21 protein-coding genes are annotated in these 23,612 nt (G+C 60.8%); 7 read left to right on the top strand and 14 right to left on the bottom strand.

Annotated elements, in window-relative coordinates; translation table 11 throughout:
- Positions 1–4: 4 nt before the first annotated feature.
- Together O2N64_RS05165 and O2N64_RS05160 are read right to left on the bottom strand one after the other, a co-directional pair.
- On the bottom strand, positions 5–2,206 hold the full coding sequence (locus O2N64_RS05165; RefSeq protein WP_271079212.1) for a GumC family protein: 2,202 nt from the start codon (positions 2,204–2,206) through the stop codon (positions 5–7).
- A gap of 17 nt (positions 2,207–2,223) precedes the next feature.
- Positions 2,224–2,823 (bottom strand): polysaccharide biosynthesis/export family protein, encoded by a 600-nt coding sequence (locus O2N64_RS05160; RefSeq protein WP_271079211.1) that lies wholly within the window; start codon positions 2,821–2,823, stop codon positions 2,224–2,226.
- Between the two features lie 211 nt (positions 2,824–3,034).
- Here O2N64_RS05160 and O2N64_RS05155 point away from each other — a divergent pair, with 211 nt between their 5' ends.
- Complete coding sequence (locus O2N64_RS05155; RefSeq protein ID WP_271079210.1) at positions 3,035–3,691, top strand: hypothetical protein; 657 nt, start codon at positions 3,035–3,037, stop codon at positions 3,689–3,691.
- Here the strand turns inward: O2N64_RS05155 and O2N64_RS05150 are convergent.
- Together O2N64_RS05150 and O2N64_RS05145 are read right to left on the bottom strand one after the other, a co-directional pair.
- The gene (locus tag O2N64_RS05150) at positions 3,688–4,929 is read right to left on the bottom strand and encodes a glycosyltransferase family 4 protein (RefSeq protein ID WP_271079209.1); all 1,242 of its coding nucleotides are present in this window, start codon (positions 4,927–4,929) and stop codon (positions 3,688–3,690) included. The genes O2N64_RS05155 and O2N64_RS05150 overlap by 4 nt on opposite strands.
- A 2-nt stretch (positions 4,930–4,931) precedes the next feature.
- Positions 4,932–6,197 carry a nucleotide sugar dehydrogenase gene (locus tag O2N64_RS05145; protein WP_271079208.1) on the bottom strand — a complete coding sequence of 422 codons (1,266 nt, stop codon included), beginning with the start codon at positions 6,195–6,197 and terminating at the stop codon, positions 4,932–4,934.
- Between the two features lie 109 nt (positions 6,198–6,306).
- Between O2N64_RS05145 and gmd the strand changes: the two genes are divergently transcribed.
- Both gmd and fcl read left to right on the top strand, forming a co-directional pair.
- A complete protein-coding gene (gene gmd, locus O2N64_RS05140) occupies positions 6,307–7,374 on the top strand; it encodes a GDP-mannose 4,6-dehydratase (protein ID WP_271079207.1) in 1,068 nt (355 codons plus the stop codon).
- Positions 7,374–8,312 (top strand): GDP-L-fucose synthase, encoded by a 939-nt coding sequence (fcl, locus tag O2N64_RS05135; protein ID WP_271079206.1) that lies wholly within the window; start codon positions 7,374–7,376, stop codon positions 8,310–8,312. The genes gmd and fcl overlap by 1 nt, the downstream gene beginning before the upstream one ends.
- A 9-nt stretch (positions 8,313–8,321) precedes the next feature.
- On the opposite strand, the gene O2N64_RS05130 is transcribed toward fcl, so the two are convergent.
- From O2N64_RS05130 to O2N64_RS05110, 5 genes are all read right to left on the bottom strand, one after another.
- Positions 8,322–9,800 (bottom strand): exopolysaccharide biosynthesis polyprenyl glycosylphosphotransferase, encoded by a 1,479-nt coding sequence (locus tag O2N64_RS05130; RefSeq protein WP_271079205.1) that lies wholly within the window; start codon positions 9,798–9,800, stop codon positions 8,322–8,324.
- A gap of 121 nt (positions 9,801–9,921) precedes the next feature.
- Complete coding sequence (gene holA, locus O2N64_RS05125) at positions 9,922–10,956, bottom strand: DNA polymerase III subunit delta (RefSeq protein WP_271079204.1); 1,035 nt, start codon at positions 10,954–10,956, stop codon at positions 9,922–9,924.
- The gene (gene lptE / locus O2N64_RS05120; RefSeq protein ID WP_271079203.1) at positions 10,953–11,453 is read right to left on the bottom strand and encodes an LPS assembly lipoprotein LptE; all 501 of its coding nucleotides are present in this window, start codon (positions 11,451–11,453) and stop codon (positions 10,953–10,955) included. Before lptE ends, holA begins: the two co-directional genes overlap by 4 nt.
- A complete protein-coding gene (gene leuS / locus O2N64_RS05115) occupies positions 11,450–13,963 on the bottom strand; it encodes a leucine--tRNA ligase (RefSeq protein WP_271079202.1) in 2,514 nt (837 codons plus the stop codon). The genes lptE and leuS overlap by 4 nt, the downstream gene beginning before the upstream one ends.
- A 19-nt stretch (positions 13,964–13,982) precedes the next feature.
- On the bottom strand, positions 13,983–14,450 hold the full coding sequence (locus tag O2N64_RS05110) for a DUF3576 domain-containing protein (protein ID WP_271079201.1): 468 nt from the start codon (positions 14,448–14,450) through the stop codon (positions 13,983–13,985).
- A 334-nt stretch (positions 14,451–14,784) separates the two neighbouring features.
- On the opposite strand from O2N64_RS05110, the gene O2N64_RS05105 reads away from it, so the two are divergent.
- From O2N64_RS05105 to O2N64_RS05095, 3 genes are all read left to right on the top strand, one after another.
- Positions 14,785–15,546 (top strand): hypothetical protein, encoded by a 762-nt coding sequence (locus tag O2N64_RS05105; RefSeq protein WP_271079200.1) that lies wholly within the window; start codon positions 14,785–14,787, stop codon positions 15,544–15,546.
- Between the two features lie 144 nt (positions 15,547–15,690).
- Positions 15,691–16,413 carry an acetoacetyl-CoA reductase gene (gene phbB / locus O2N64_RS05100; protein WP_271079199.1) on the top strand — a complete coding sequence of 241 codons (723 nt, stop codon included), beginning with the start codon at positions 15,691–15,693 and terminating at the stop codon, positions 16,411–16,413.
- Positions 16,414–16,453: 40 nt separating this feature from the next.
- Positions 16,454–16,702 (top strand): ribbon-helix-helix domain-containing protein, encoded by a 249-nt coding sequence (locus O2N64_RS05095; protein ID WP_271079198.1) that lies wholly within the window; start codon positions 16,454–16,456, stop codon positions 16,700–16,702.
- A gap of 13 nt (positions 16,703–16,715) precedes the next feature.
- On the opposite strand, the gene O2N64_RS05090 is transcribed toward O2N64_RS05095, so the two are convergent.
- The gene (locus O2N64_RS05090) at positions 16,716–17,909 is read right to left on the bottom strand and encodes a hypothetical protein (protein ID WP_271079197.1); all 1,194 of its coding nucleotides are present in this window, start codon (positions 17,907–17,909) and stop codon (positions 16,716–16,718) included.
- A gap of 10 nt (positions 17,910–17,919) precedes the next feature.
- Between O2N64_RS05090 and galU the strand changes: the two genes are divergently transcribed.
- Positions 17,920–18,804: a UTP--glucose-1-phosphate uridylyltransferase GalU gene (galU, locus tag O2N64_RS05085; RefSeq protein WP_271079196.1), complete on the top strand. Its 885-nt coding sequence runs from the start codon at positions 17,920–17,922 to the stop codon at positions 18,802–18,804.
- 88 nt (positions 18,805–18,892) lie between these two features.
- Here the strand turns inward: galU and O2N64_RS05080 are convergent, their stop codons facing one another.
- From O2N64_RS05080 to glnE, 4 genes are all read right to left on the bottom strand, one after another.
- Entirely contained in the window at positions 18,893–19,555 is a 663-nt protein-coding gene (locus O2N64_RS05080) for a M23 family metallopeptidase (RefSeq protein ID WP_271079195.1), read from the bottom strand.
- Between the two features lie 128 nt (positions 19,556–19,683).
- A complete protein-coding gene (locus O2N64_RS05075; protein WP_271079194.1) occupies positions 19,684–20,475 on the bottom strand; it encodes a ferritin-like domain-containing protein in 792 nt (263 codons plus the stop codon).
- The gene (locus O2N64_RS05070) at positions 20,472–20,948 is read right to left on the bottom strand and encodes a peroxiredoxin (protein WP_271079193.1); all 477 of its coding nucleotides are present in this window, start codon (positions 20,946–20,948) and stop codon (positions 20,472–20,474) included. Before O2N64_RS05070 ends, O2N64_RS05075 begins: the two co-directional genes overlap by 4 nt.
- The gene (gene glnE / locus O2N64_RS05065; RefSeq protein WP_271079192.1) at positions 20,948–23,605 is read right to left on the bottom strand and encodes a bifunctional [glutamate--ammonia ligase]-adenylyl-L-tyrosine phosphorylase/[glutamate--ammonia-ligase] adenylyltransferase; all 2,658 of its coding nucleotides are present in this window, start codon (positions 23,603–23,605) and stop codon (positions 20,948–20,950) included. Before glnE ends, O2N64_RS05070 begins: the two co-directional genes overlap by 1 nt.
- Positions 23,606–23,612: the final 7 nt, after the last annotated feature.

Genomic DNA, 23,612 nt, shown 5'->3' with positions numbered 1-23,612 from the left:
CTCCCTATCCCTTGGAATAGGTGTAATACTGATATTCGTAATTGTAGCTTTCGCCCGCTTCGAGCGCGCGATATTTCGTCAGGATCGCACCTGCGATATTGGCCCCGGCATCGCGCAGGCGCCGAACGGCGGCGCGTGTTTTTCCGAATTCGACACGGTTGGCCTCAGCCACGAAAACAGTGCAGTCGACAAAACGCGACACCAGCGGCGCATCGGCCAGACCCATGACGGGCGGACCATCGATAATCACGACATCATATTCGTCCCGCACCTGCGCCAGAAAATCATGCATCAGACCGGAAGAAAGAATTTCTACCGGATTGGGCGGTGCTTTTCCGGCTGGCAGGACATCCAGATTGGCAGTGTCCGTCTTGAGCAGCAGGCTCTTGTAATCGGCACGGCCATACAGCGCACTCACCAGCCCATCTTTCGGTTTCTGATCGGTCAGTCGCTTCGCCACCGCAGGCCGCCTGAGATCGACATCCATCAGCAGAACTTTCTTGCCGACTGCAGCATAGCGCGCGGCCACGGCGAGGGCAGATGTGGTCTTGCCTTCCATCTGCTGGCCGCTGGTAAACTGGATCACCTGCCGAGCCTCCGGCGGTAACGCGAAATCGAGCGTCGCGCGGACCGAGGAATAGGACTCGCTGATGGCACTGAACGGGTCTTCCAGCGCTTCCGTGATTTCACCTTCGGGCGTGAAAGGCGTCTGGCCTAGCGCCGGTACACCAAGCCGTCGCTCCAGGTCGGAGGTCGAGCGCAGCCGGTCATCGAAGATTTCACGCAAGAAGGCGAGGCCAAGCGCAAGGCCACCACCGACAACCAGTGCGATGAGCATGTTGCGCATTAGATTGGGCTTGTAATGCGAGCGCGGGACGGTCGCTTCGTCGAGCAAGGTCACTTTGCTCGATTGCAAATTCGCGGCCGAGGAAATCTCGTTGAAGCGTTCCAGCAGAGAAGCGAGCTGGGAGCGGTAGGCGGCAACATCGCGATCCAGCAGATTGTACTGCACGCGCCGGTCTTGCTCATCCAGCGCTTCACCCGATACACGCTCCAGCTCCGACTGCAGCGCCTGCTCTTGATTACGGGCGATCAGATATTCACTGCGGATCGAATTCTTGATCTCTGCCGCAACTCGCGCCAGCTGCCGTTCGAGGGAGACGATTTCTGCGCGCACTTCGCGCACTTCAGGATACTCTTCCTGATAGCGTTCGAGCAGGTCTGCCAGCCGCGCTTCAAGTTCGGCAATGCGGCCGCGCAATTGCTGGGCGACGGCGCTGCCCTGAACTTCGGGTAATTCCATCGCTGACGTATTCGCGACCGATTCCCAGCGTTCCTGCGCAGCAATGCGGGCGGCGCGCGTTTCGACATAGCGGCGATTGATTTGCGCCAGATTGCTGGCAGTCAGCGTCGGCGTCGCGACCGTTTCGCTTTCTCCGCCATCTCCGCGCACCGACGTGAATGGCTGGCCGACGATCGCGTTCTGGCGAGCGTATTGATTGGCGAGGATTTCCGCTTCACGCAGCGCATTGCGCGTCTCGTCAATCTGCTCCTGCAGGTATTCCCGCGCGTAGGAATAGGCTTCAAGCGATCGGCCGAGGTCATTGGACAGGAAAGCGCGCGCATAGGCATTGGCGACATCGGCCGAGAGCACAGGCTCTGCTGCGGAATAGCGGATCGAGATGACCCGGCTTTCCATCGGCACTTCAACCGTCAAATTGTCTACGAGGATCGATGCTGCAAGGTCACGCCGGGCTTCCAGCGTCGCGTCTTCGGAAAGAGCCGTCCCGGCATCGTCTGATGCAGGCCCGAGCAACCGGTCTCCCGACGCGAGATCGAGATCATCGACGACCTGCAGAGCCATGCTCCGGCTGCGAATCTCGGCGGCCTGGGTTTCCAGATAGCGCGCGACTTCGGTGCCGGTGAGATAGGTCGACGTCAGGTCCTGACCTTCGACGATGTCATTCTCGTTGTAATCGACGCGCACCTGCGAAGTTGCCTGGTAATAGGGCTTCATCAGGAGCGTGAGCAGCAATCCCGCTATCAGTGCGAGCGCAGTCACGCCCACCAGAATATACCGCTGCCGCCACAGCAGCGCGCGGATATTGTTCAGCGTGAAAAGGCTTCCGCCATCCTCGCCGTAATAGACCTCTTCCTCGTGCCCATCGTCGGGGCGGGAGCCGTATAGGTTGACTGCTTCGTTCATCGCTGCACCCGGCCCGCTCAGATATTCACATTGGTGAAGAGAGCGAAGGCGGGAAGCGTTCGCAGCAGGTCTTGCCAGAATTGCGACAGGCCATCGGTGCCGATGACCACGCGGTCACCAGGCGCAAGCACAGGATCGAGCATGGTGCCCGCCTGCATCGCGCCATAATCGAATTTCGCGATGGCGATGCCATCGGGGGTTTCCCGGAAAACCGCGATTTCCTCTCGCGCAGCCACCCGTGTCGGACCCTCTGCCATGGCGATCGCGCCGGAAAGCCTTGTGCCCGGTAAAAAGCTGTAAACACCGGGCGTCTGCACTGCACCTTCCACCGTTACCCGGTGCGAAGCGTAGTTGACCACATTCACCGCGACATCGGCATTACGCAGGAACCGCGCGTTCAATCCCGCTTCGATTTGCTGAGCGAGTTGCTCTGCCGTCTGGCCTGCAGCGGGCACTGCGCCGAGCAGCGGCATGGCAATCTCGCCATCAGGTCCGATGGTAACATCGCTGAGCGATAAATCCGCCTCCCGGTACACGGTGACCGAAATCACATCGGTCGGGCGAAGGACGTAAACCCCTGAAAAATCAGCCGCATATTCTGTTTGATTGGCAGCCACATCTGGCGATGACACAGCCATACCGGGTGCAACGGGCTCTCCCCCGGCACATGCAGACAGCGCGCAGGCACAGACCATCCCGGCAAGGGCTTTCGATCTCCAAAAAATGCCACCCGACACGTCCATCATTCAAGCAACCCCAAGGTTGAAAGCTATTTCCTGCCAACGCTGGTCAGCGCCCGAATCCCAGGCAGGATTGCGTAGGTTTATAGTGAATGAGGCAAGGCCGCTTAGCAACCAAACAGACCAGCGTTCTCGCCTGAGGCTGTGCAAAAAATGCGGCCAAAACCGTGGCGAAACGCTGAATCTATGTGCAAGGGAAACAACGATGATTTCGTGGCTCAATGTGATTGCGGTCCTGCTTTACTGTGCAGCCATAGGAAGCTGCCTGCGCGCCGCGGCTTCAGCCGGGCGGTCTGGACTGCCGAAACGGCATCGCAGCACTTTTCTCGGCACGGCCGCTTTGTTCGCCTTTTTCGCGTTGAGCCGGTTGCTCTCCGGCGAGGATGCCTTGCGCGAATGGCTGCGCGCGCAGCTGCGCGAACAGGGAGCCTATGCCGATCGCGGTGATATCCAGGCTGTTCTTGTGGTGGTCTTGGCGCTTATCGCAATCGGGGCCGCCGCTTTTTTGGTGAAGCGTTTGTGGAGCTCACGCTCCAGACCGCTCAGCTTTCTGCGCCAGGCGACGATGCTGGCGGGACTTTCGTTCGCCGCCCTCTATGGGCTGCGGATCATCTCGCTGCACAGCGTCGATGCGGTGCTTTACGCCGGTCCGCTGCGGCCAAACTGGATCGGTGACATTGGCTTGACGCTGGCGATCACGGCCATGGCGCTGATCTACAGCCGTCTCGCCGCAAAGCGCGCTTAATCATTTCTCAGAGCAGCGGCATAGGCGCTCAGCAATGCGGGAACCTGCGTGTTCCAATTGAGCTCCTTCTCTACCCGCTCGCGGCCAAATTCCCCCATCGCCGCACATTTGGCAGGGTCATCGAGGAGCTCCGCGATTTTTTCTGCCAGATCAATCGGATCGTTCGGTTTCGCATAGAGCGATGCCTGCTGCGCGGAATAGCGGCCCTCGGTCACATCGAACTGCACCATCGGTTTGCCGAGAGACATATACTCCATGATCTTGTTCATGGTCGACTTGTCATTCATCGCGTTCACCCGGTCCGGATTGACGCCGATATCCATGGTCGAAAGCACTTCGAAAAGCACCTGATCCGGCGCGCGGCCGGTGAAGTGAATCCAGTTCTCGAGGCCCTTTCCAGAAACCAGTCGCTTCAAACCATCCAGGCTCGGCCCGCCACCGACCAGAACGAAACGAATGTCTTGGCGGCCCATACCATTGACCAGATGGTCGACCGCGTCGATCAGCAGGTCGATCCCCTCCTGCTCTCCCATGACGCCGACATAGCCGACGAGATAGTCCTTCCCGTCTTTCCATCCGGGCACGGGCTCAACGGCTTTGAGGCGGGACAGATCGGGCCCTGAGCGCACCACAAAGACCCTTTCCGCACCCATGCCGCCGCGCTCGATAGCGATCGCCTTGTAGCTCTCGTTCGTCGCAATCGAGACATCCGCCGATTTGAAAGTCAGCTTCTCGAAAAGCAGCATCAGCCGCCAGAAAAAGCCGCGCTTGTTGAATTTGGCCTCGTAAAGCTCGGGATTGATATCGTGGTGGTCGAAAATGTATTTCACGCCGAGCAATTTGAACGGCAGCGCCACCAGAAAAATGAGATCGGGCGGGTTGCAGCCATGGATCACATCGATCCCGCGTTTGAAGTAAATGTGCCAGGCCAGCAGCGTTTCCCAGAAAAGGGCGGCGCCATATTCAATCAGGAAACCGAGCGCGCCATTAGCCTCGAGCGGCAGTGGATGGCGGTGGATATGCACGCCTTCGATTTGCTCGTAGCGCGCTTCATATCCCTTGCCGGTTGGGCAAATGACCGAAACGGTCGCTCCCGCCGCCACCAGCGTTCGCGCTTCCTGCCAAACGCGCCGATCGAAAGGCAGCGGCAGGTTTTCGACGACGATCAGCACCGACTTGCCCGCCAAAGGCTGGCCTTCGATCGCAGTCGGGAATGAGAAATCTGGCGGCTGGGCCATGGTCAGGTAATGCGGCTGATGTCGACGATATCTGCCGTCTTCAGGTCAAGCGTCTCGATCAGGGAATTCGTCGCGATGACACGCGCGTAATCGTCCACTTCTGCGGTCTCCCGATCCACCAACATGCTCTCCATCGTGGGCAGCAGAGCCGCCGCATAGCCAAGGTTCTGGCCAACCAGCTGATCGGGCTCCACGCCCGGGTCATAAATGTCCAACTCGAAACCCGCATCGAGCAGCTTGCGCGCCATATCGACTGCCGGGCTTTCGCGCAGGTCATCGGTTTCGCGCTTGAACGCGAGGCCGACGAGCAGCAACTTCGCCCCTTTTTCGAGGCCGCGCGTCGCCTGCAGAAACTGATGGTGCTTGTGCGCTTCGTTGGATCGCAGCAGCGAATCCATCAGGTGCGTATTGGCGCCGATATCGCTCGCCATGTGCTGCAAAGCGCGCACATCCTTGGGCAAACACGATCCGCCAAAGGCCGCGCCGGGGCGCGTGTAATGATCGGAGATATTGAGCTTTGTGTCGGCGGCAAAAATTGCATGCACCTGCGCAGCGGAGATATCGAGCTGTTCACATACCCTGCCGATTTCATTGGCAAAGGCGACTTTCACCGCGTGCCAACTGTTGTCGACAAATTTGGTCAGCTCTGCCTCACGCAAGCCGACGCGAAACACTAGCGCGTCGATGCCCTCGTGGAGTGTTTCCATCGAAGCATTTGGTTCACCATCTCGCGTGCCGATCACGATCTTCGGCGGTTCAAAATAGTCTGCGATCGCGCTCGCCTCTCGCAGGAATTCCGGATTGTAGACCAGCGATACCGATCGGGCGCAGTCGTCTCCCAGCGCCCGCTCGAAAATCGGTTGAATCAACTGATCCATCGAACCGGGCCGCATGGTTGATCTATAGGCCACAGTCAGTGGAGCAGCCTGCTTGGGATCAATCGCCGCGGCGATGTTCCGGGTAACATGCAAGATATGGCTCATGTCGTGTGCGCCATCTGCCGCGCTCGGCGTACCGACGCACACAATGGCCAATTCACATCCTGCAAGCGCGGTGCCGATTTCGGCCTGAGCTCTTAGCAGGTCATCCGCGCGCGCCTTCGCAATCAGCGCATCCAGGCCCGGCTCCTTCACCGGACTGCGACCGGCATTGATGGCCTCAACTTTGCTTTCATTGATGTCCACGCCGACCACATTGTGGCCCTGCGATGCAATGCAACCTGCGGCGGTGCTGCCAACATAACCAAGGCCAAAAATGACGATGTTCATTTCAGCTCCCTGGCTTTCGTATTGCATCGCACAAAGTCGCCGCTTGCATAATCGCAGGCGATAGGCTTTTGACCCCCTGAATTCAATCAAGCGGCTGGAAGACCCAAAAATGACCAAAGCGAAGACTGCACTGATCACAGGTGTGACCGGACAGGACGGCGCCTATCTGTCGCATCTGCTGCTCGAAAAAGGTTACGATGTGCACGGTGTAAAACGCCGCTCGTCCAGCTTTAACACAGGCCGGATCGAGGATATCTACCAGGATCCGCACGTCGATAACCAACGCTTCCACCTGCATTATGGCGATCTGACGGACAGCACCAATCTGATCCGCATCGTGCAGGAAGTGCAGCCGGACGAGATTTACAATCTCGCAGCGCAAAGCCACGTCGCAGTCAGCTTCGAAACGCCGGAGTATACCGCCAATGCCGATGCCATCGGCACGCTGCGCTTGCTTGAAGCGATCCGCATCCTGAAGCTGGAAGAGAAGACCAGATTCTATCAGGCATCCACATCAGAGCTTTACGGTCTGGTGCAGGAAGTCCCGCAAAGCGAGACCACGCCTTTCTATCCGCGCAGCCCCTATGCTGCGGCCAAGCTCTATGCCTACTGGATCACGGTGAACTACCGCGAAGCCTATGGCATTCACGCCAGCAACGGCATCCTGTTCAACCACGAAAGTCCGCTGCGCGGCGAAACATTCGTGACCCGCAAGATCACCCGCGCGGCTGCGGCGATTGCTCTCGGCCGCCAGGACAAGCTCTATCTCGGCAATCTGGATGCCCAGCGCGATTGGGGCCACGCGCGCGAATATGTGCGCGGCATGTGGATGATGATGCAGCAGGATGAAGCCGACGATTACGTGCTCGCCACAGGCGTTACCACTCCGGTGCGCGAATTCGTCCGCTGGGCCTTCGAAGATGCAGGGATCCCGATCGAATTCCGTGGCGAAGGTGTCGAGGAAAAGGGCTACGCCAAGGATGACGGCCGCTGCTTGATCGAAGTCGATCCGCGTTACTTCCGCCCGACCGAGGTTGAATTGCTGCTCGGCGATCCGACCAAGGCACAGGAAAAGCTCGGCTGGAAGCACGAAACGTCACCTCGGGAACTGGCGCGTGAAATGCTGCTCGCCGATATGGAAATCATGAAAGCCGAACCCATCGCAGGCGGCGACTGATGTCTTACGATCTTGCTGGCAAGCGCGTTTATGTCGCTGGGCACAAGGGCATGGTCGGATCGGCCATTGTGCGGCGGCTGGAAAGCGAAGGCTGCACAATCCTGACAAGCGAACGCAGCACCGATCTGCGCGAACAAACCGCAGTGCGCGAATGGTTTGCCGATAATCAGCCAGATGCTGTCGTGGTCGCTGCAGCGAAAGTCGGCGGCATTTTCGCGAACGACACCTATCCGGCCGAATTCCTCTACGACAACCTCATGATCGAGGCGAATCTGATCGAGGCGGCTTATCGCAATGGCGCGGAGAAGCTGCTGTTCCTTGGCTCCTCCTGCATCTACCCGAAAATGGCGCCGCAGCCGATCCCCGAAGATGCATTGCTGACCGGGCCACTGGAGCCGACCAACGAATGGTATGCCGTGGCCAAGATCGCCGGGATCAAGCTGTGCCAGGCCTATCGCAAGCAATATGGCGTCGACTTCATCAGCGCCATGCCGACCAATCTTTATGGCCCCGGTGACAATTTCGATCTCGCAAACAGCCATGTACTGCCGGCCCTCATTCGCAAGGCGCACGAGGCGAAACAAGCCGGTGCCGATTGTATCGAAATCTGGGGCACAGGCTCACCGCGCCGCGAATTTCTGCATGTCGATGATCTCGCCGATGGCGCTGTGTTTCTGCTGAAGGAATATTCGGGCGAAGAACACGTCAATCTTGGCTCCGGCACGGATTTGCCCATTATCGAGCTCGCGCAAATGGTGTGCGATGTCGTCGGATTTGATGGCAGCATCACCAAGGATACCAGCAAGCCCGATGGCACGCCGCGCAAGCTGATGAGCGGTGACAAAATCGCCGCCATGGGCTGGAAGCCGAAGATCGAACTGCTCGAAGGGATCGCCGATGCCTATCGCGCCTTTCTGGCAGGCGAAGGCAAGCAGTAAAGCTGCGCGCTAAAAGGCGCGTTCGTGGGTAATCACACGGAGCGTTGCGGCGAGGATCGCAATGTCCTGCCAGAGACTCCAGCGCTGCATATATTCCAGGTCTGCCAGCAGCCGGTTGCTCAGCTGCGTTTCGGTATCGGTCGCACCGCGATGGCCGCGCACCTGCGCCAGGCCGGTGATCCCCGGACGCAGGCCGTGGCGTTGCCAGTAATTGCGATCGACTTCCCAGAACAGCTTGCTGCCCGCTTTTGACCCTAGCGCATGCGGGCGCGGGCCGACGAGGCTCATATCGCCCTTCAGCACGTTGATCAGCTGCGGCAGCTCATCGATACTGGTCCGGCGGATGAAGCGTCCTATGCGTGTGACACGATCGTCTTCAAGCGAAGTCGATTGCGCGCCGTTATCATCGCTCTCGCGCATTGAACGGAATTTCAAGATCGCAAAAAAGCGATTGCCGCGGCCAACACGTTTCTGGACGAAGAAGACAGGTCCGCCATCCTCCAGCTTGATGAGCAAGGCCACGGCAAGCATCAGCGGCGCAGCGATCAGCAGGACCAAACCCGATACAGTCGCGTCGAAAAGCCGTTTGGCGACGCGAGCGCGTATCCCAAGCTGCCCTGAAGAGACCTTGAGCGCCGAAACGCCCGCCGCGTCATAGTGGACAACGCCGATTGCGCCGATTTCGTGCGGCAGTTGATGTGTGACCTCGCCGTGGATGCCCGACCCTTTCAGGACCTGCGCCCACGCCGCGCGGTCTTCCGACCGACAGCTGACGATCACTTCATCCATATTGCGCAAATACTTGCTCAAGCGATCCAGCGCTCGCGGGTCGTCAAGCGCAGGCTCAAGTCCATGCTCGCTGGCATTGACGTGCAGGGCGTGAGGCAAATTCAGCTTCGGTCCGCCGGCCAGAAGCACCATTTTGTTGAGCGATGTCGGGCCCCATTTGCGGATGAGTGCGCGCGAAACGGCAATGCGCATAGCCGTCATCAGCACAGCGGTGGATGCGAGGCCTAGCGCGAAGACCATGCGAGAGAACTCGGCATTGCTCTTGGCGAAGAAGGCGAGGAGATTGACCAGGGCGGCCGCAATGACGAGGGCGGTCGCAGCGCGAAACGCCGAAGTCTGCCATTCGGTCAGCGAACGGCGCGAATAGGTGCCATTGTACAGTGCTACGGTCAGGTAGAGCGGCAGGATCACATAGGCGGAAATCATCCCGCCTTCGAGCATCGCCCAATTGCTCAACGTGCCGAAATACAGGATCGAGACCGTGTAGAACGCGGCGAGCAAGATCGCGACATCACCGACGAGCAGCGCAAGATAGGCCTGCAGGCGCTTGCGCTCGAGCGATGGTGACAGCCCGTTTAGCGGCGCGGGTGGCAGCATTGGCGAAACGGAAGTGCCGGACTCCTCGCACGGATCAGCGATGTCGGCGGCTGTATCATCCACCTCCCGCTCGCCTGCCAGCAGTGACAATTGCTCGACCATTGGTCTCGCGCCCTTATGCTTCCCGTGACTTACGCAATACCACGTAATTGCTTGCAGATATTGATATTGAGGGGGCGCGCACAAGCGAGTTGACGCGAATTTACACCGTTACGCCCGCTTTTCAGCGGCGGGCCGCGGCGTATCGGGCAATTTGGGTGAGTTCGCGGGCGAGCAGCAATTCGGCGGTCTGGCTGTTGGCGAGCAGCGAACGGTGAAGGTCGGCGAGGCGCGGCACGAGGCGCTCCAGCTTGCCGCCATTCCACCGCATCAGCTGGTCGCCCACCTCGCGGTGCTCCTTGAAGAAGACCCCGTTCATCTTGAGGAATTGTTTCATGTCATCCCCGCGCCGTAGCTTGGGCGAGAGCACTGCCAATTGGGCTGCACGGCGTTCGAGCGCCAGCGCCACACCGACCGGATTGAGCGAAACCTCGCGCATCCGTGCCAGCTCTCCCGGCAGCTTAGAAAGCTCTCCGCTCAGCGCCGCATTTACCAGCGGCATGAAACCATCCTCTTCCGCGCTCGCGCCGATGTCGTTGAATGCCGAAAGGTCCGCGCGCTTGGGCGTCTGCGGGGATGCGTCGAGATAGAGCGCCAGCTTGTCGACTTCGGACTGGGCGAGACGGACATCGAGATTGGCGGCACGGGCAATCGTTTCAGCGAGCGAACCGTCGAGCCGCAGGCCCACAGCGTCCGCCATCGCCCGCACATCGGCAGTCACCGATCTCAGATCGGGCGGATAGAAGATGGCAACGAGACTATCATCGCGTTTCAACAACAGTTTCGCGCTGCGCGACTTATCGGTGGCGGAAGTGGCGACGATGAAGATCGGCCAGCCATCGTTCACCTCGCCGCGATCGACCAACTCGCACCAGCTCGCCATCGCATCATGCGCTTCCTCCCCCGAAACGCGCGCGACGATATGACGAGAATCGCCAAACAGCGATGTCGAACGGGCTTCATCGACGAGGCGGGATGGATCGGATTTTAGGTCAGCGCCGGACAGGTCGACCCGCTCGCCGGGATCGGGCAGTTCGGCGATCAGTTTGGCAATCGCTGCAGAGGCGCCCGCTTCGTCCTGCCCGCAGAAGAAGAACAGGCGGCATTGTTCGCCTGCACGCTTGGCCGCCTGGGCGTAATCGCGCTGGGTGGCCTTCACTGGTCCTGTTCGCGCAAGACGCGCGTCAGGCGGACAACGATCTGGTCGGCAACTTCCCGTGACAGGTTTTCGAGCGCCGTCTGCTCGGCTGCGATGGTCGCATATTCGCTACTCACCACGTCGATACCGGCATCCGACCCGGCAGTCGCATCGACAAGGATTGCACCCGTCGCAATATCCACGAGCTGATAGCGTGCGCGCAGCGTGCGGCGTTCGCGGCCGATCGTGTCGTCCGTCAGCAGGCCGAGCCCTTCGAGCTGGTCATCAAGCAACACGTCGAGCCGATATTGCGCGCTGCCATTGGCCGAGCCGCTTCGATAGAGCCGGTCTTCCAGCGCATTGCGCACCAGCCAGCCTTCCTGTCCCTCAATCGGCGCGACTTCGATATTGGCGAGGCCCTGCGCGACCACACCCTGACTGCCACCGGCATAGATCGGCTGCAGGCCGCAGCCCGACAGCAGCGCCAGAGCGGCAAGCGAGGCGAGCAGCCGCGTCATGTGACGATATTCACCAGCCTGTCAGGCACCACGATCACTTTCCGAATGTCCGCACCATCGATCGAACGCTGGACCTTCTCGCTTGCAAGCGCAAGCGCCTCCAGATCCTCTTTCGACGATCCCTTGGGCGCGGTCAGCGTATCGCGCAGCTTGCCCTTATGCTGCACGGCGATGGTGACTTCATCCTCGACCAACAGCGCGGGATCGACTTCCGGCCATGCCGCTTCGGCGACGAGACCCTTGCCGCCCATCTGCACCCAGGCCTCTTCGGATAGATGCGGCATCATGGGAGAGGCCATCAGCAACAGCGAGCGGATCGCATGGTTGCGGCTCTCGGACGGTGCAGCCTTTTCCGCCGCACTTGTCAGCTCGTAAAGCCGCGCCACAGCCTTGTTGAAAGCCAGCGCTTCGATATCTTCGGCAACGGCGGCAATGGTCTGGTGGGTCTTGCGGGCGAGGTCCTTGTCTTCCCCGCTCGCATTTTCATCATACTGGCCAAACAGACGCCACAGGCGCTGGACGAAACGACCGCATCCCTCGATGCCGGCTTCGGACCACGGCAGGTCGCGCTCTGGCGGGCTATCGGACAGCATGAACCAGCGCACCGCATCGGCGCCGTAGTCGCGGATGATGTCTTCGGGGTCGACGACATTCTTCTTCGACTTGGACATCTTGATGACTTTGCCGATTGTGACCGGCTCGCCATCGCCCTTCAACGTCGCGCCATCGCCCGTGCGATCGACTTCTGCCGGAGTGTAGTACACCTCGCGCGCGCCGTCCTTGCGGCTGTAGGTCTCATGCGTGACCATGCCCTGCGTGAAGAGCGAACCGAACGGCTCCTTCACATCCAGCAGGCCGACATGCGCCAGCGCGCGCGTCCAGAAGCGGGCGTAGAGCAGGTGCAGGATCGCATGCTCGATCCCGCCGATATATTGATCGACCGGCAGCCATTTGGCGACTTCCGCCGCATCGAATGGCTTGTCACCCGGCTGGCTGGCGAAGCGCAGGAAATACCAGCTGGAATTGACGAAAGTGTCGAGCGTATCGGTTTCACGTTCCGCCGCTCCGCCGCATTTCGGACAGGTCGTGTCCTTCCACGTCGGATGGCGCAGCAGCGGATTCCCCGGCTGTTCGAAAGACACATCGTCGGGCAGCTTCACCGGAAGCTGGTCCTTGGGGACCGGCACCACGCCGCATTCCGCACAATGAATGAAGGGGATCGGCGTGCCCCAATAGCGCTGGCGCGAAACGCCCCAGTCGCGCAGGCGCCAAACCGTCGTGCCTTCGCCCCAGCCGCCCTTCTCGGCGCGGGAAATCACTTCGGCTTTCGCATCCTCGACGCTCATCCCGTCGAGGAAATCGGAATTGACGAGCACACCTTCGCCCGCCTCGGCTTCGCCATTGAATGGCTTGGCAGCTTCATCCACCGAGGGCGCAACGACGCGCGGGATCGGCAGGCCATATTTGGTGGCGAATTCGAAGTCGCGCTGGTCATGCCCCGGCACCGCCATGATCGCGCCGGTGCCGTAATCCATCAGCACGAAATTGGCGATGTAGAGCGGCAGCTCTGCGCCGGTGAAGGGATGGCGCGCGGTGATGCCAGTGTCGAAGCCCAGCTTCTCCGCCGTCTCCAGCTCCGCAGCGGTCGTGCCGCCTTTCTTGCAGAGCGCAATGAAGTCGCGCGCTTCCTGGCTGTCGAGCGATTGCGCGACCGGATGATCCGCCGCCACGGCCACGAAGCTCGCGCCGAAGATCGTGTCGGGGCGGGTCGTGTAAACAGGCAGCTTCTCGCCATTCGACAGGTCGAAAGCGAATTCGAGACCCTGCGACTTGCCGATCCAGTTTTCCTGCATCGTGCGGACCTTTTGCGGCCAGTCGTCCAGCCCCTGGACGCCCTCGAGCAGGTCTTCGGCAAACTGCGTGATCTTCAGGAACCACTGGTTGAGCTTGCGCTTCTCGACCTCTGCGCCGCTGCGCCAGCCCTTGCCGTCGATCACCTGCTCATTGGCGAGCACGGTCATGTCGACCGGATCCCAATTGACCTCGCTTTCTTTGCGGTAGACGAGGCCGGCGTTGAACAGGTCAATGAACAGCGCCTGCTCGTGGCCGTAATATTCGGGATCGCAGGTGGCGAATTCGCGGGACCAGTCGAGCGCGAAGCCGAGCTGCTTCAACTGCCCCTTCATCGTCTCGATGTTCTGATAGGTCCAGCCGGCCGGATGCACGCCCTTTTCCATCGCGGCGTTTTCCGCCGGCATGCCGAAAGCGTCCCACCCCATGGGGTGCAGCACTTCGTCGCCGCGCATCTTGCGATAGCGCGCCAGCACATCGCCCATCGTGTAGTTGCGCACATGGCCGATATGGATGCGCCCGCTGGGATAGGGGAACATCTCCAGCACGTAGCTTTTGGGCTTGTCCGAATTGCTATCCGCTTCAAAGCAGCGGGCTTCATCCCACGCAGCCTGCCAGCGCCCGTCAGCGACTGACGGATCGAATCTCTCGTTACTCATGAGGTGTCCCTAGCGGGAGTTACATCACAGTGGAACGGCGCAAATCGCGAGCAGTGGTAAGGATGATATCTTCCAGGCGCTGAACCGTGGCGGCCTGCACCGGGGCATCGACCCACTGGCCGTTCTGCATCACCTGCCGCGTGGCATTCACACGAAGCGCATCGGCGCGCAGGGTCGAATCGAGAATGGCGACCGAAACGCTAACACGCTCGTTCGGGCTGTTCGGGTTGGTGTACCAATCGGTGATCAGCACGCCGCCAGAACTATCTGCCGTGGTCAGCCGAGCGAAGGAAAGCGTTTCCAGGCTGGCGCGCCAGAGATAGGAGTTCACGCCGATTGAGGTCGTCTGCGCTGCCGCAAGGTCCGTCCGCAGCCGTTCGTCATTGCCACCACCGCATGCAGCAAGGCCAAACGTAGCAAGGCCGAGCAGCGCGGCACCGGCCACGCGGCGGGTCTGGGCGAAGGGGCGGAAAGAGGTCTGTGGCATTATCTGTCCTGTAAAACGCGTTTGCGAGCGAAAACCCAATGAGCAACACTCGGCAAGTGACGCCTCTATACAAGCCCCATGGGGCGCGGCAAGGCGAAGCGTCACAATTGCGTGCAAATGCGCGGTCAGGCAGTGAATGGGGGCTTAATGCGCGGAAATTGCGCAAGGGCGCGTTTGTGTGGTCGCTGCAACACTTTGTCAAAAGCGGTTCTGCATGCTGCGCAAATAGTGGAAAACCCGCACGGAAAGGCCTACCACTGCGACTCGGAACCAAGTTGAGAGACGACTCGTTCATTCAGCGCGAGTCCATCGATCACGGGGAATAATGGGCGCCATGAAAAAGCAGGGCACATCACTGGCAGGCAGGCTGACGCTTTTCGCGTCTGCAGCTGCGCTAGCTGTTGCTCTGCCAAGTTCGGTGCTCGCCATCGGCCTCTTGAATGGCGAAAGCGCCGCTCCTGACGCTGCTGCACATATCGCCTTTACGCCTGCTGCTGCCGATCCGGCGGTGGCAGAGATGATGGCGCGCAACAGCCAGGGCCAGGCGCGTATGATGCGCTTCACACCTGCTGGCGCCACCGGGAACAGCGCAGAACGCGCGGTCACTGTCGCAGTGCGCGTCGATCAGGAAACGGCGCAGGCGCTGGCTTCCAGTACGAATGTCGCAGCAGGGCGCGATAGCGATAGTGTGCGTTCCAGCCTGCAAGTCGCACCAACCCGTTACAACCTCGGCATTGCCCGCGGCTTTAGCAATTTTGCACCCGCTCCCAGCAGCCGCTCGCCGGAACTGTCCAGCGCATTGTCGAGCGCCAATATTCCGGACATCACCGATTTCTCCCCGCGCACCAGCTCGCGTGACGAGCCGAGTCGTTTCGCGGCCCGGGTCGCGATGGAAGAAAATGCGAACCGCCGTCAGGATGCACGCGGTTCGATCGGTGATCAGCTGCTCGATGTTGGCGGCAGCTATCGCCTGACCAACAATCTCGACATTACTGCCGGTGTCCGGCTTGAGCAGGATCGCGACATCATGCCGCTTCCCGATGTCGAACAGCAGGACAGCCAGGCCGTTTATATCGGCACGCAATTGCGCTTCTGATTTCGCGCACGGCCTGCCAAACAGCCGGACATAAGTATGCAGAACCCCGCTTCGGCGGGGTTTTTCTTTGCGCATTCCCCGCCTCGTGTCTTAGAAGGCGCTCCACAATAAAAAGACTCAAAACAAAAAGATGGAGAATGATGCATGGGTAAGGTTGCAGTAGTCACCGGCGGAACCCGCGGCATTGGCCGCGCTATTTGCGAATCGCTGAAAGAGGATGGCTTTACTGTCGTCGCCAGCTATGCGGGCAATGACGATGCCGCGCGCAAATTCACCGATGAAACGGGGATTGCGACCTACAAGTTCGACGTGGGTGACCACGAAGCTACCATCGCCGCCTGCAACAAAATCGCCGAAGAAGTTGGCCCGATCGATGTCGTCGTCAACAATGCCGGTATCACACGCGACGGCACGCTGATGCGCATGAGCCTGCAGGATTGGGAAGACGTGATGCGCACCAATCTCGGCGGCTGCTTCAACATGGCCAAGGCCGCGTTCGAAGGCATGAAAGAGCGCAAGTGGGGCCGCATCATCAACATCGGCTCGATCAACGGCCAGGCCGGCCAGTATGGCCAGGTGAACTACGCTGCTGCCAAATCCGGCATTCACGGCTTCACCAAGGCGCTGGCACAGGAAGGCGCCCGCTACGGCATTACGGTCAACGCCATTGCGCCGGGCTATATCGACACCGATATGGTCGCTGCCGTGCCCGAGAATGTGCTCGAAAAGATCGTTGCAAAAATCCCCGTCGGTCGGCTGGGCCAGGCTGACGAGATCGCCCGCGGCGTCAGCTTCCTCGCTTCGGAAAATGGCGCCTTTATCACTGGCTCGACCCTGTCGATCAATGGTGGCCAGCACATGTATTGAGGCCTGCCAGGCTTCGCACCACCCATCAGGAGTATGACCGGTGGACGAGATTTATCATCCACCGGTCAAACGTTCGGTCGAAATCGCCGGGCACAAGACCTCGATCAGTCTGGAGCCCCTGTTCTGGGAGCTGCTCAACGATGTCGCGCAACGTGAAGCGCTGCCGCTAAACGCCGTGATCGCGCAGATCGATGCCGAGCGGCTGGAAGCGGATACGCCCCCCGGGCTCGCGACCGCCGTGCGCCTGTGGCTTGTCGCGGACTTGCTGAAACCGCCGGGCGAAGAGTAGGCGCGGCCCCGGTCTACTCGCTGTTCTCGGTGGTCGCCACGACCGCGCGCAGACGATAGTGACCGGGTGGCAGCAACAGGTCCACTTCTTCACCGGGAAAGACGAGCACGCGATCCATCGGAATCGCTTCATCCGGCTCTCCAGCGAGACGAGCTTCGATGACATGCGCTCCCTCGCTCGGCAGGAGTGCATCGGGCACCCGAACGCGGATATCGCCTGCCGCTGCACGCCACAGAGGGCGATGGCCTTCGAAGCGCGTGACCGGGTGATCGACGAAAATATCGAATTCCTGCCCGAGCCGGTCACTGCCATCGGCCGCCAGACGGGTGCTGCCGGTTTCCTGCCGACACTGCACTTGAGAGATTGTGAGCGGGTCGATGCCTGTCAGGGCCTTCAGCCGGCCCGCCATCCAGACAGGTCCGAATTCGCCTTCGTGCTCGCTGGCATGCGAATAGCCGACATGAATGATAAAGCGCGCATCCGGCCCCGCCTCTTCGATCGCCTCGGCAAGCGCCTGGGCCTGGAAGGCTTCGCGCGCCGCAACCCGCTCATCGCGAGAAGCCCCCTCGTCTCGTTCGGTGTTCTGCTCGTATGCGATGGGCGCATATCCCAGATCGCGCGCCGTCCGCCATAGCCGGCCGAAAGCAGGCTCGATCAGATAATGACCCTCAAGATCCCGTGGGTAGGGAAGCGCGATGCCAGCCTCGACAGGGGCGGTAGCGTCCGCCGGGTGGGTGAAGGTTTCGGCGGCAAAATGCGTAAAGCCGAGCGGGCGCAGCGTCTCTACGAGTCTCCGCGAGAAACCCCGATGGCGGCTTATCGTGTGACTTTCGTTGACTATCACCACACGCGCATCGCGCGCCTGCCTGACGATTTCTGCCAGGACCGCATCTTCGCCGCTGGCTCCGGAGGAATGCGGCTCGCATGCGACGGCACTGTATTCATGGCTGGTGCGCGCCGCGAGATCTTGCCTGCCGAGCATAGAATATCGTTGCTGGAGGACATCCTGTGCGAAATCCGCAAAGCGCGGATCGACGCGCAGGTCGTAAATGCCGGGCTGACCGGTCTCCTGCCCGGACACAATGCTGAAGCCGGGGGCGAACATCACTTGTTCGGGCGTGGTGAGCGGCTGGGCACAGGCGGCCAGAAGGCCCGCTATTGCGACCGCGGGGATGGCGCGCTTGACCCTTTGGGCATGAGCTTTCATGACGCGGAGCATGAGCACACACAAACCGATCCGCAAGGCTGTCTTCCCCGTCGCTGGCCTCGGCACCCGCTTCCTCCCCGCCACCAAAGCCATTCCTAAGGAATTGCTGCCGATCGTCGATCGCCCGCTGATCCAGTATGCCGTCGACGAAGCGCGTGAGGCGGGGATCGAGCAGATGATTTTCGTCACCGGACGCGGCAAGACCGCGATCGTCGAGCATTTCGATGTCGCCTACGAGCTTGAGACGACGATGGAAGAGCGCGGCAAGGATCTGGGCGTACTGGATTCCAGTCGCTTCACCCCTGGCGATATCATCACCGTTCGCCAGCAGGTACCCATGGGTCTTGGCCATGCCATCTGGTGCGCGCGCGCTATCGTGGGTGATGAGCCTTTTGCGATCCTGCTGCCCGATGAAATGATGGTCGCACACAAGGGCGGCACGGGATGCATGGCGCAGATGGTCGAGGCCTATAATGACGTCGGCGGGAACCTCATCTCGGTGCTCGAAGTGCCGCAGGAGGACGTTTCAAGCTACGGCGTGATCGATCCGGGCGAGAGTTCCGGCGCGCTGACCGAAGTGAACGGCCTCGTCGAAAAGCCGCCGGTGGCAGAGGCACCGTCCAACAAGATTATCTCCGGTCGCTACATCCTGCAGCCCGAAGTGATGCGCACGCTGGAAACACAGGGGAAAGGCGCTGGCGGCGAAATCCAGCTGACCGATGCGATGGCGCGGATGATCGGCAACCAGGCCTTCCATGCCGTCACCTTCGAAGGCCGACGCTTCGACTGCGGCAGCAAGACGGGATTTGTCGAAGCAACGCTCGCATTGGCGCTGGAACGCGAGGATATGGGCGCGGAGATCCGATCCATCGCAGAGCGGCTGCTGGCTGGGTAACGCAGTCTACGAAATCATCGCCAGATACGAAAAAGGCCGGCTGTTGCGGCCCGCCTTTTTTCCTTTGCGTCGAGGCTATGCCCGCAGCTTAGTCGCCGCCGCGTGCGGCCGCTGCGCTCTCGTCGATTTCGAGGTTCGCCGTCATGTAGGGGATCGGATTGACCGGATCGCCGGAAACGCGGATTTCATAGTGAAGGTGCGGACCGGTGGAACGGCCGGTCGAGCCGACATAGCCGATCAGATCGCCAGCGCGGACCTGCTCGCCAGAGCTGACGGTGTAGCGCGAAAGGTGCGCGTAACGCGTTTCCATCTCGCCGCCATGGCCAATCTGCACGTAATTGCCGTAGCTCGAATACCACTGCGCCATTTCGACAATGCCATCAGCCGTAGCGTAGACCGGCGTACCCGTCGGTGCAGCCAGATCGACACCGTTATGACGGGCGCGGCGACGCAGGATGGGGTGATTGCGATTGCCATAGCCGCTGGTGAGGCGGGCATCGGCGAGCGGCATGAGTGACGGCACGGACACCGCCATTTGCGGCACTACCGAAACGCCGCCAGCAGCATTTACGCGGCCGTCGGTGTCGATGCCTTCCCAGCTGGCAAAAAGTTCGCTGAATTCTTCGTCCATGCCACCTTCGGTGACACTGTCAGCGTCGATAACGCCCGTGCGCGGCTCGTCCTCGGCCATTGCGGGCGCTGCGATAAGGAGCGCGCCAGCGGCGATAGCTTTGGTAAATTTGAACAGCATACGATCCTTTGTTCTTCTCTTGCGGTCCCATGCGCCAATTCGAGTTAAACTCAATTCGTCGCAAATTCCGGAACCGATAACGGACCCCTCCGTTTGGTGTGATGCTGAGGTATGCGCGGAAAAGTTAATCAAACAAGCGAAGTGTAGCTTTCTCGCGATAAACCGGCTGCGAGACGCGCTGAGTCGTTGAACGGAGGCTTCAGCCCCCCTCTGAAATGCGTTTTGACGCAATTTATCCAATGAATCGATGGATTCAGGCGCTTACGGGCGCACCACGCGGTGAAATGCCTTGATCCGGCGGCGACATGATTAATTTCGTCGTCAAGGATTCGTTGGAGTATTTTTGCGCCGCGCGAATCGTCCTGCGATCGAACTCGCTCCAGCATGGCGGGCGTGACATCGAGGCCTCTTGCCTCCAGCACCATGGGCACCACCGCCAACCGCGCAGCCACGTCGTGCGCCGTGTCGCTCGCCGACTGCCACAATCCGTCATGAACCGGCAGATCGCCATAGGCCGCACCCATGCTGGCAAGGTGCCGCTCGATCAGGGCGAAATGCATCGCCTCATCCGCTGCGACGGACAGGAAATCTGCGATGAATGCCTCATCCATCTCCGCCCCGAAGCGCCCGACGATATCGAGCGCAAGATCGATCGCGACGAATTCGATATGGGCGATGCTGTGCCACAATGCGATGCGATTGCGCTGCGATCCGCCTTTGCCGCGCTTGGGCATCTGGCCGGGTGACAGGACCGTCAGCTGGTCCGGCCATGCGGGCTCATCGGGCATTGCTGCGGTAAAGCGAACAGGCAGCGTCCCACGCCGATAATCGCGCACCAGCGCGCGGGTTTTCATCACCTTGGCGCGTTTGCCGCTGGTCAGCAGGGCGTCGCGAATTGCCGTGGAGAGGTCGGAGCTCACAATTCTTTGGCGGCGGCCAGCACTTCCTCGGCGTGACCTTTCACTTTCACCTTGCGCCAGACCTGAGCGATCTTGCCATCCGCATCGACAAGGAAGGTCGAGCGTTCGAGGCCCATATAGGTCTTGCCGTACATTTTCTTCTCGACCCAGACGCCCAGCGCCTCTGCCAGTCCGTCGGTCTCCGCATCGGTTGCGAGAGGGGCCTTGAGGTCATGCTTGGCGATGAAGTTCTGGTGCTTTTTCGCCGAATCCTTGCTGACGCCGAGCAGAGCCGTGTTGGCCTTGTCGAACTCGGCTTTCAGCGTCGAAAAGTCCTTGTTCTCGGTCGTGCAGCCGGGCGTGTTGTCCTTGGGGTAGAAGAAAATCACCAGCTTTTGCCCGCGAAAATCGCTGGGATTCACGCTGCCGCCATCTGGGGTTTCCATCCCCACATCGGGCATCGTGTCTCCGGCATCAGGGCGGTTGTCACTCATCAGTCTATCTCCAGTTTTTCATCGAAATGGCGCTGCCATTGCTCGGCAATTCCCTGCCGCGCATCGCGTAGCGCCTGCAATAGGTCCGAATAGCTGTCATGCCCGCAGGCTTTGGCAAGGACCGGGCGCGCTGCAGCAGGCGGCTCTGACCCGTCCGGCGCAAACAGCCGCTCGGCGACCAGAAAACGGGTGAGCATGAGGTGATTGTCGACATGCTCGTGCGGGAGCAGGTCTGCCTTAACCAGGCCGCCGATCGCCTTTTCCAGCGCAGGCTTCAGCGCGATGCCCTCGCGCAGCTGCAAGTAATGGATCAGGAATTCTGAATCGACGAGCCCGCCGCGCAGCAGCTTGACGTCCAGCGGGCCCTGCGGCGGCTTGTTGGCGAGAACATCGGCGCGCATGGCGAGCACATCTGCGCGCAGCTTGGTCTTGTCGCGATCCTGGGAAAGGGTGTCCGTTATGATGGTGCGCAGATCATCCCGCGCGCGCTCTGAACCGAACAGCGGCCGCGCGCGGGCGAGCGCCATATGCTCCCACGTCCATGCGCTTTCCCGCTGGTATTTGGCGAAGGCTTCGAAACTGACGGCGAGCGGCCCCTGCTTGCCCTGCGGTCTTAGCCTTGTGTCGATTTCATAAAGCGCGCCTTCCGCCGTCGGCACGCTCAGCGCAGCGGAAACGCGTGTGGCGAGGCGATTGAAATAGAGCGTGGAGGATAGCGGACGGCGGCCATCCGATTCCTGTCCGATGTCGCCATTGAAGAGGAACACTATGTCGAGATCGGACGCATGGGTCAGCGCCCCGCCGCCCAGTCGACCGAGACCAAGGATGACCAACTCCGCCCCTTCGATCTCACCATGGGTTTCGCGAAACTCCTCTATCGCCGCATCGGCACCGGTCTGGATCGCGGCTTCGGCCACACGGCACAGCCCCTCGGCGATATCGAGCGGATCGTGGCGGCATTCGATCATCTGTGCGCCCAGCGCGAAACGTTCTTCGCCGACGATCTGGCGCAGCCGGTCGAGCCGCACTTCGTAGTCATCCTCCTCGGCGCGCGCCATCCGCTGTGCCAGCGATGTGACATCCCCCGGCAATGCGCCTCCGCTCGCATCGAACAATACGTCGAGGAGCTCGGGCCTGCGGGCGAGTTCGTCGGCCAGCGGCTTGGCGAGGATGAGGATACGCAGAACGCGTTCGAGCAGGCCCGGACGCTCTTCGAACAGGCGGAAAAGATTGATCGCAGTCGGCAGGCGGGAAAGAAAAGTTTCCCACCGCGCCAGCGCCCGGTCCGGGTCGGGCGCGTCGGCGAGTGCCTGCACCAATTCATCGCTCATCGCATCGAAAGCCTTGCGCGCTTCGTTGGATCGCAGCGCGCGGATGGTGCCTTTCCAATGCTTCACGCGGGTGTCGAAATGGTCGCGAAAATCGTCAGGCACGCTGACTGCGACGGGGCGCGGATCATCGTCGCCCAGCAGATCGTCATAGCGCGCGCCGACTGCATCGGTCATCTCGCGCAGCTCTGCGATCAGCGACGCACCATCGGAAAGCCCGTCCAGTTTGGCGACATTGTCGATCGCCTCCTCGCTTGTCGGAAGCGCGTGGGTTTGGCGATCATTGACCATCTGCAGGCGGTGTTCGATCACGCGCAGCCGATCATAGCTTTCACCCAAGACCCGCGCATCCTCGCTCGCGATGATCTCCGCTTCGGCCAGCGCATCGAGGGCATCGCGCGTGCCATGGCAGCGCAGCGCCGGGTTGCGGCCACCGTAAATCAGCTGATGGGTTTGCGCGTAGAATTCGATTTCGCGAATGCCGCCGCGTCCCTTCTTCACATCGAAGCCCGGCCCCGGCTCGGTCGGGCCCTTGTAAGCGGAACGGATACGCGCGGTGAGGCGACGGATCGACTCTATCGCAGTGAAATCGAGGCTCTTGCGCCAGACGAAAGGCCGGATCGCTTCGAGAAACTCCTCGCCCGCCGCGATGTCACCTGCCGCTGGCCGCGCACGGATGAAGGCCGCGCGCTCCCATGCGAGAGCAGAGCTTTCGTAGTGTGAAATCGCGCCGTTCACTGGCACGGCGAGCGGGCTGACCTCGCTTGCTGGACGCAGCCGCAAATCGACGCGCAGCACGTAGCCCTCGCCCGTCGGCTGGGAGAGCATTTCGACCAATTGCCTTGCGTAGCGCTGCGCCGCTTCGCCCGCCTCATCGCGCTCCCGCTTTGCGAGGCGCGCCGGATCGAACAGCAGGATGGGATCGATATCGGAGCTGTAATTGAGTTCGCCTGCGCCCTGTTTGCCCAGCGCCAGGCCGATGAAGCCGCTGTTATCGGCATCGGGAACACGCTTGGCGACCACGGCGCGCATGGCGGTGTCGAGCGCGCGGTCGGCAAAATCGCTCAATTCCTGCATCACGTGAGACAGCGGGAACGCGCCAGCCAAGTCGCCAATGCCCAGCACCAGCGCCAATGACAACCGCTCACGACGCAGCGCTTCGCCCGGATCGGACAGCTCGGCGCCGCTCACCTTCGCTGCAGCGAGAGCCCCATCGCCCTTGCCCTGCAACAGCAGCTCGCCAAGCTCAGCCCGGCGCTCAAGCGCACGGCGAAGGAAAGGCGAGCAGTCCCGCGCGCGATCGATCGCCGATTGCCAATCTGGTGCCATAGCCAAA

It is taken from the genome of Aurantiacibacter sp. MUD61, from assembly GCF_027912455.1.
Taxonomy (GTDB): domain Bacteria; phylum Pseudomonadota; class Alphaproteobacteria; order Sphingomonadales; family Sphingomonadaceae; genus Alteraurantiacibacter.
This window is presented reverse-complemented; position numbering and strand designations above follow the sequence as displayed.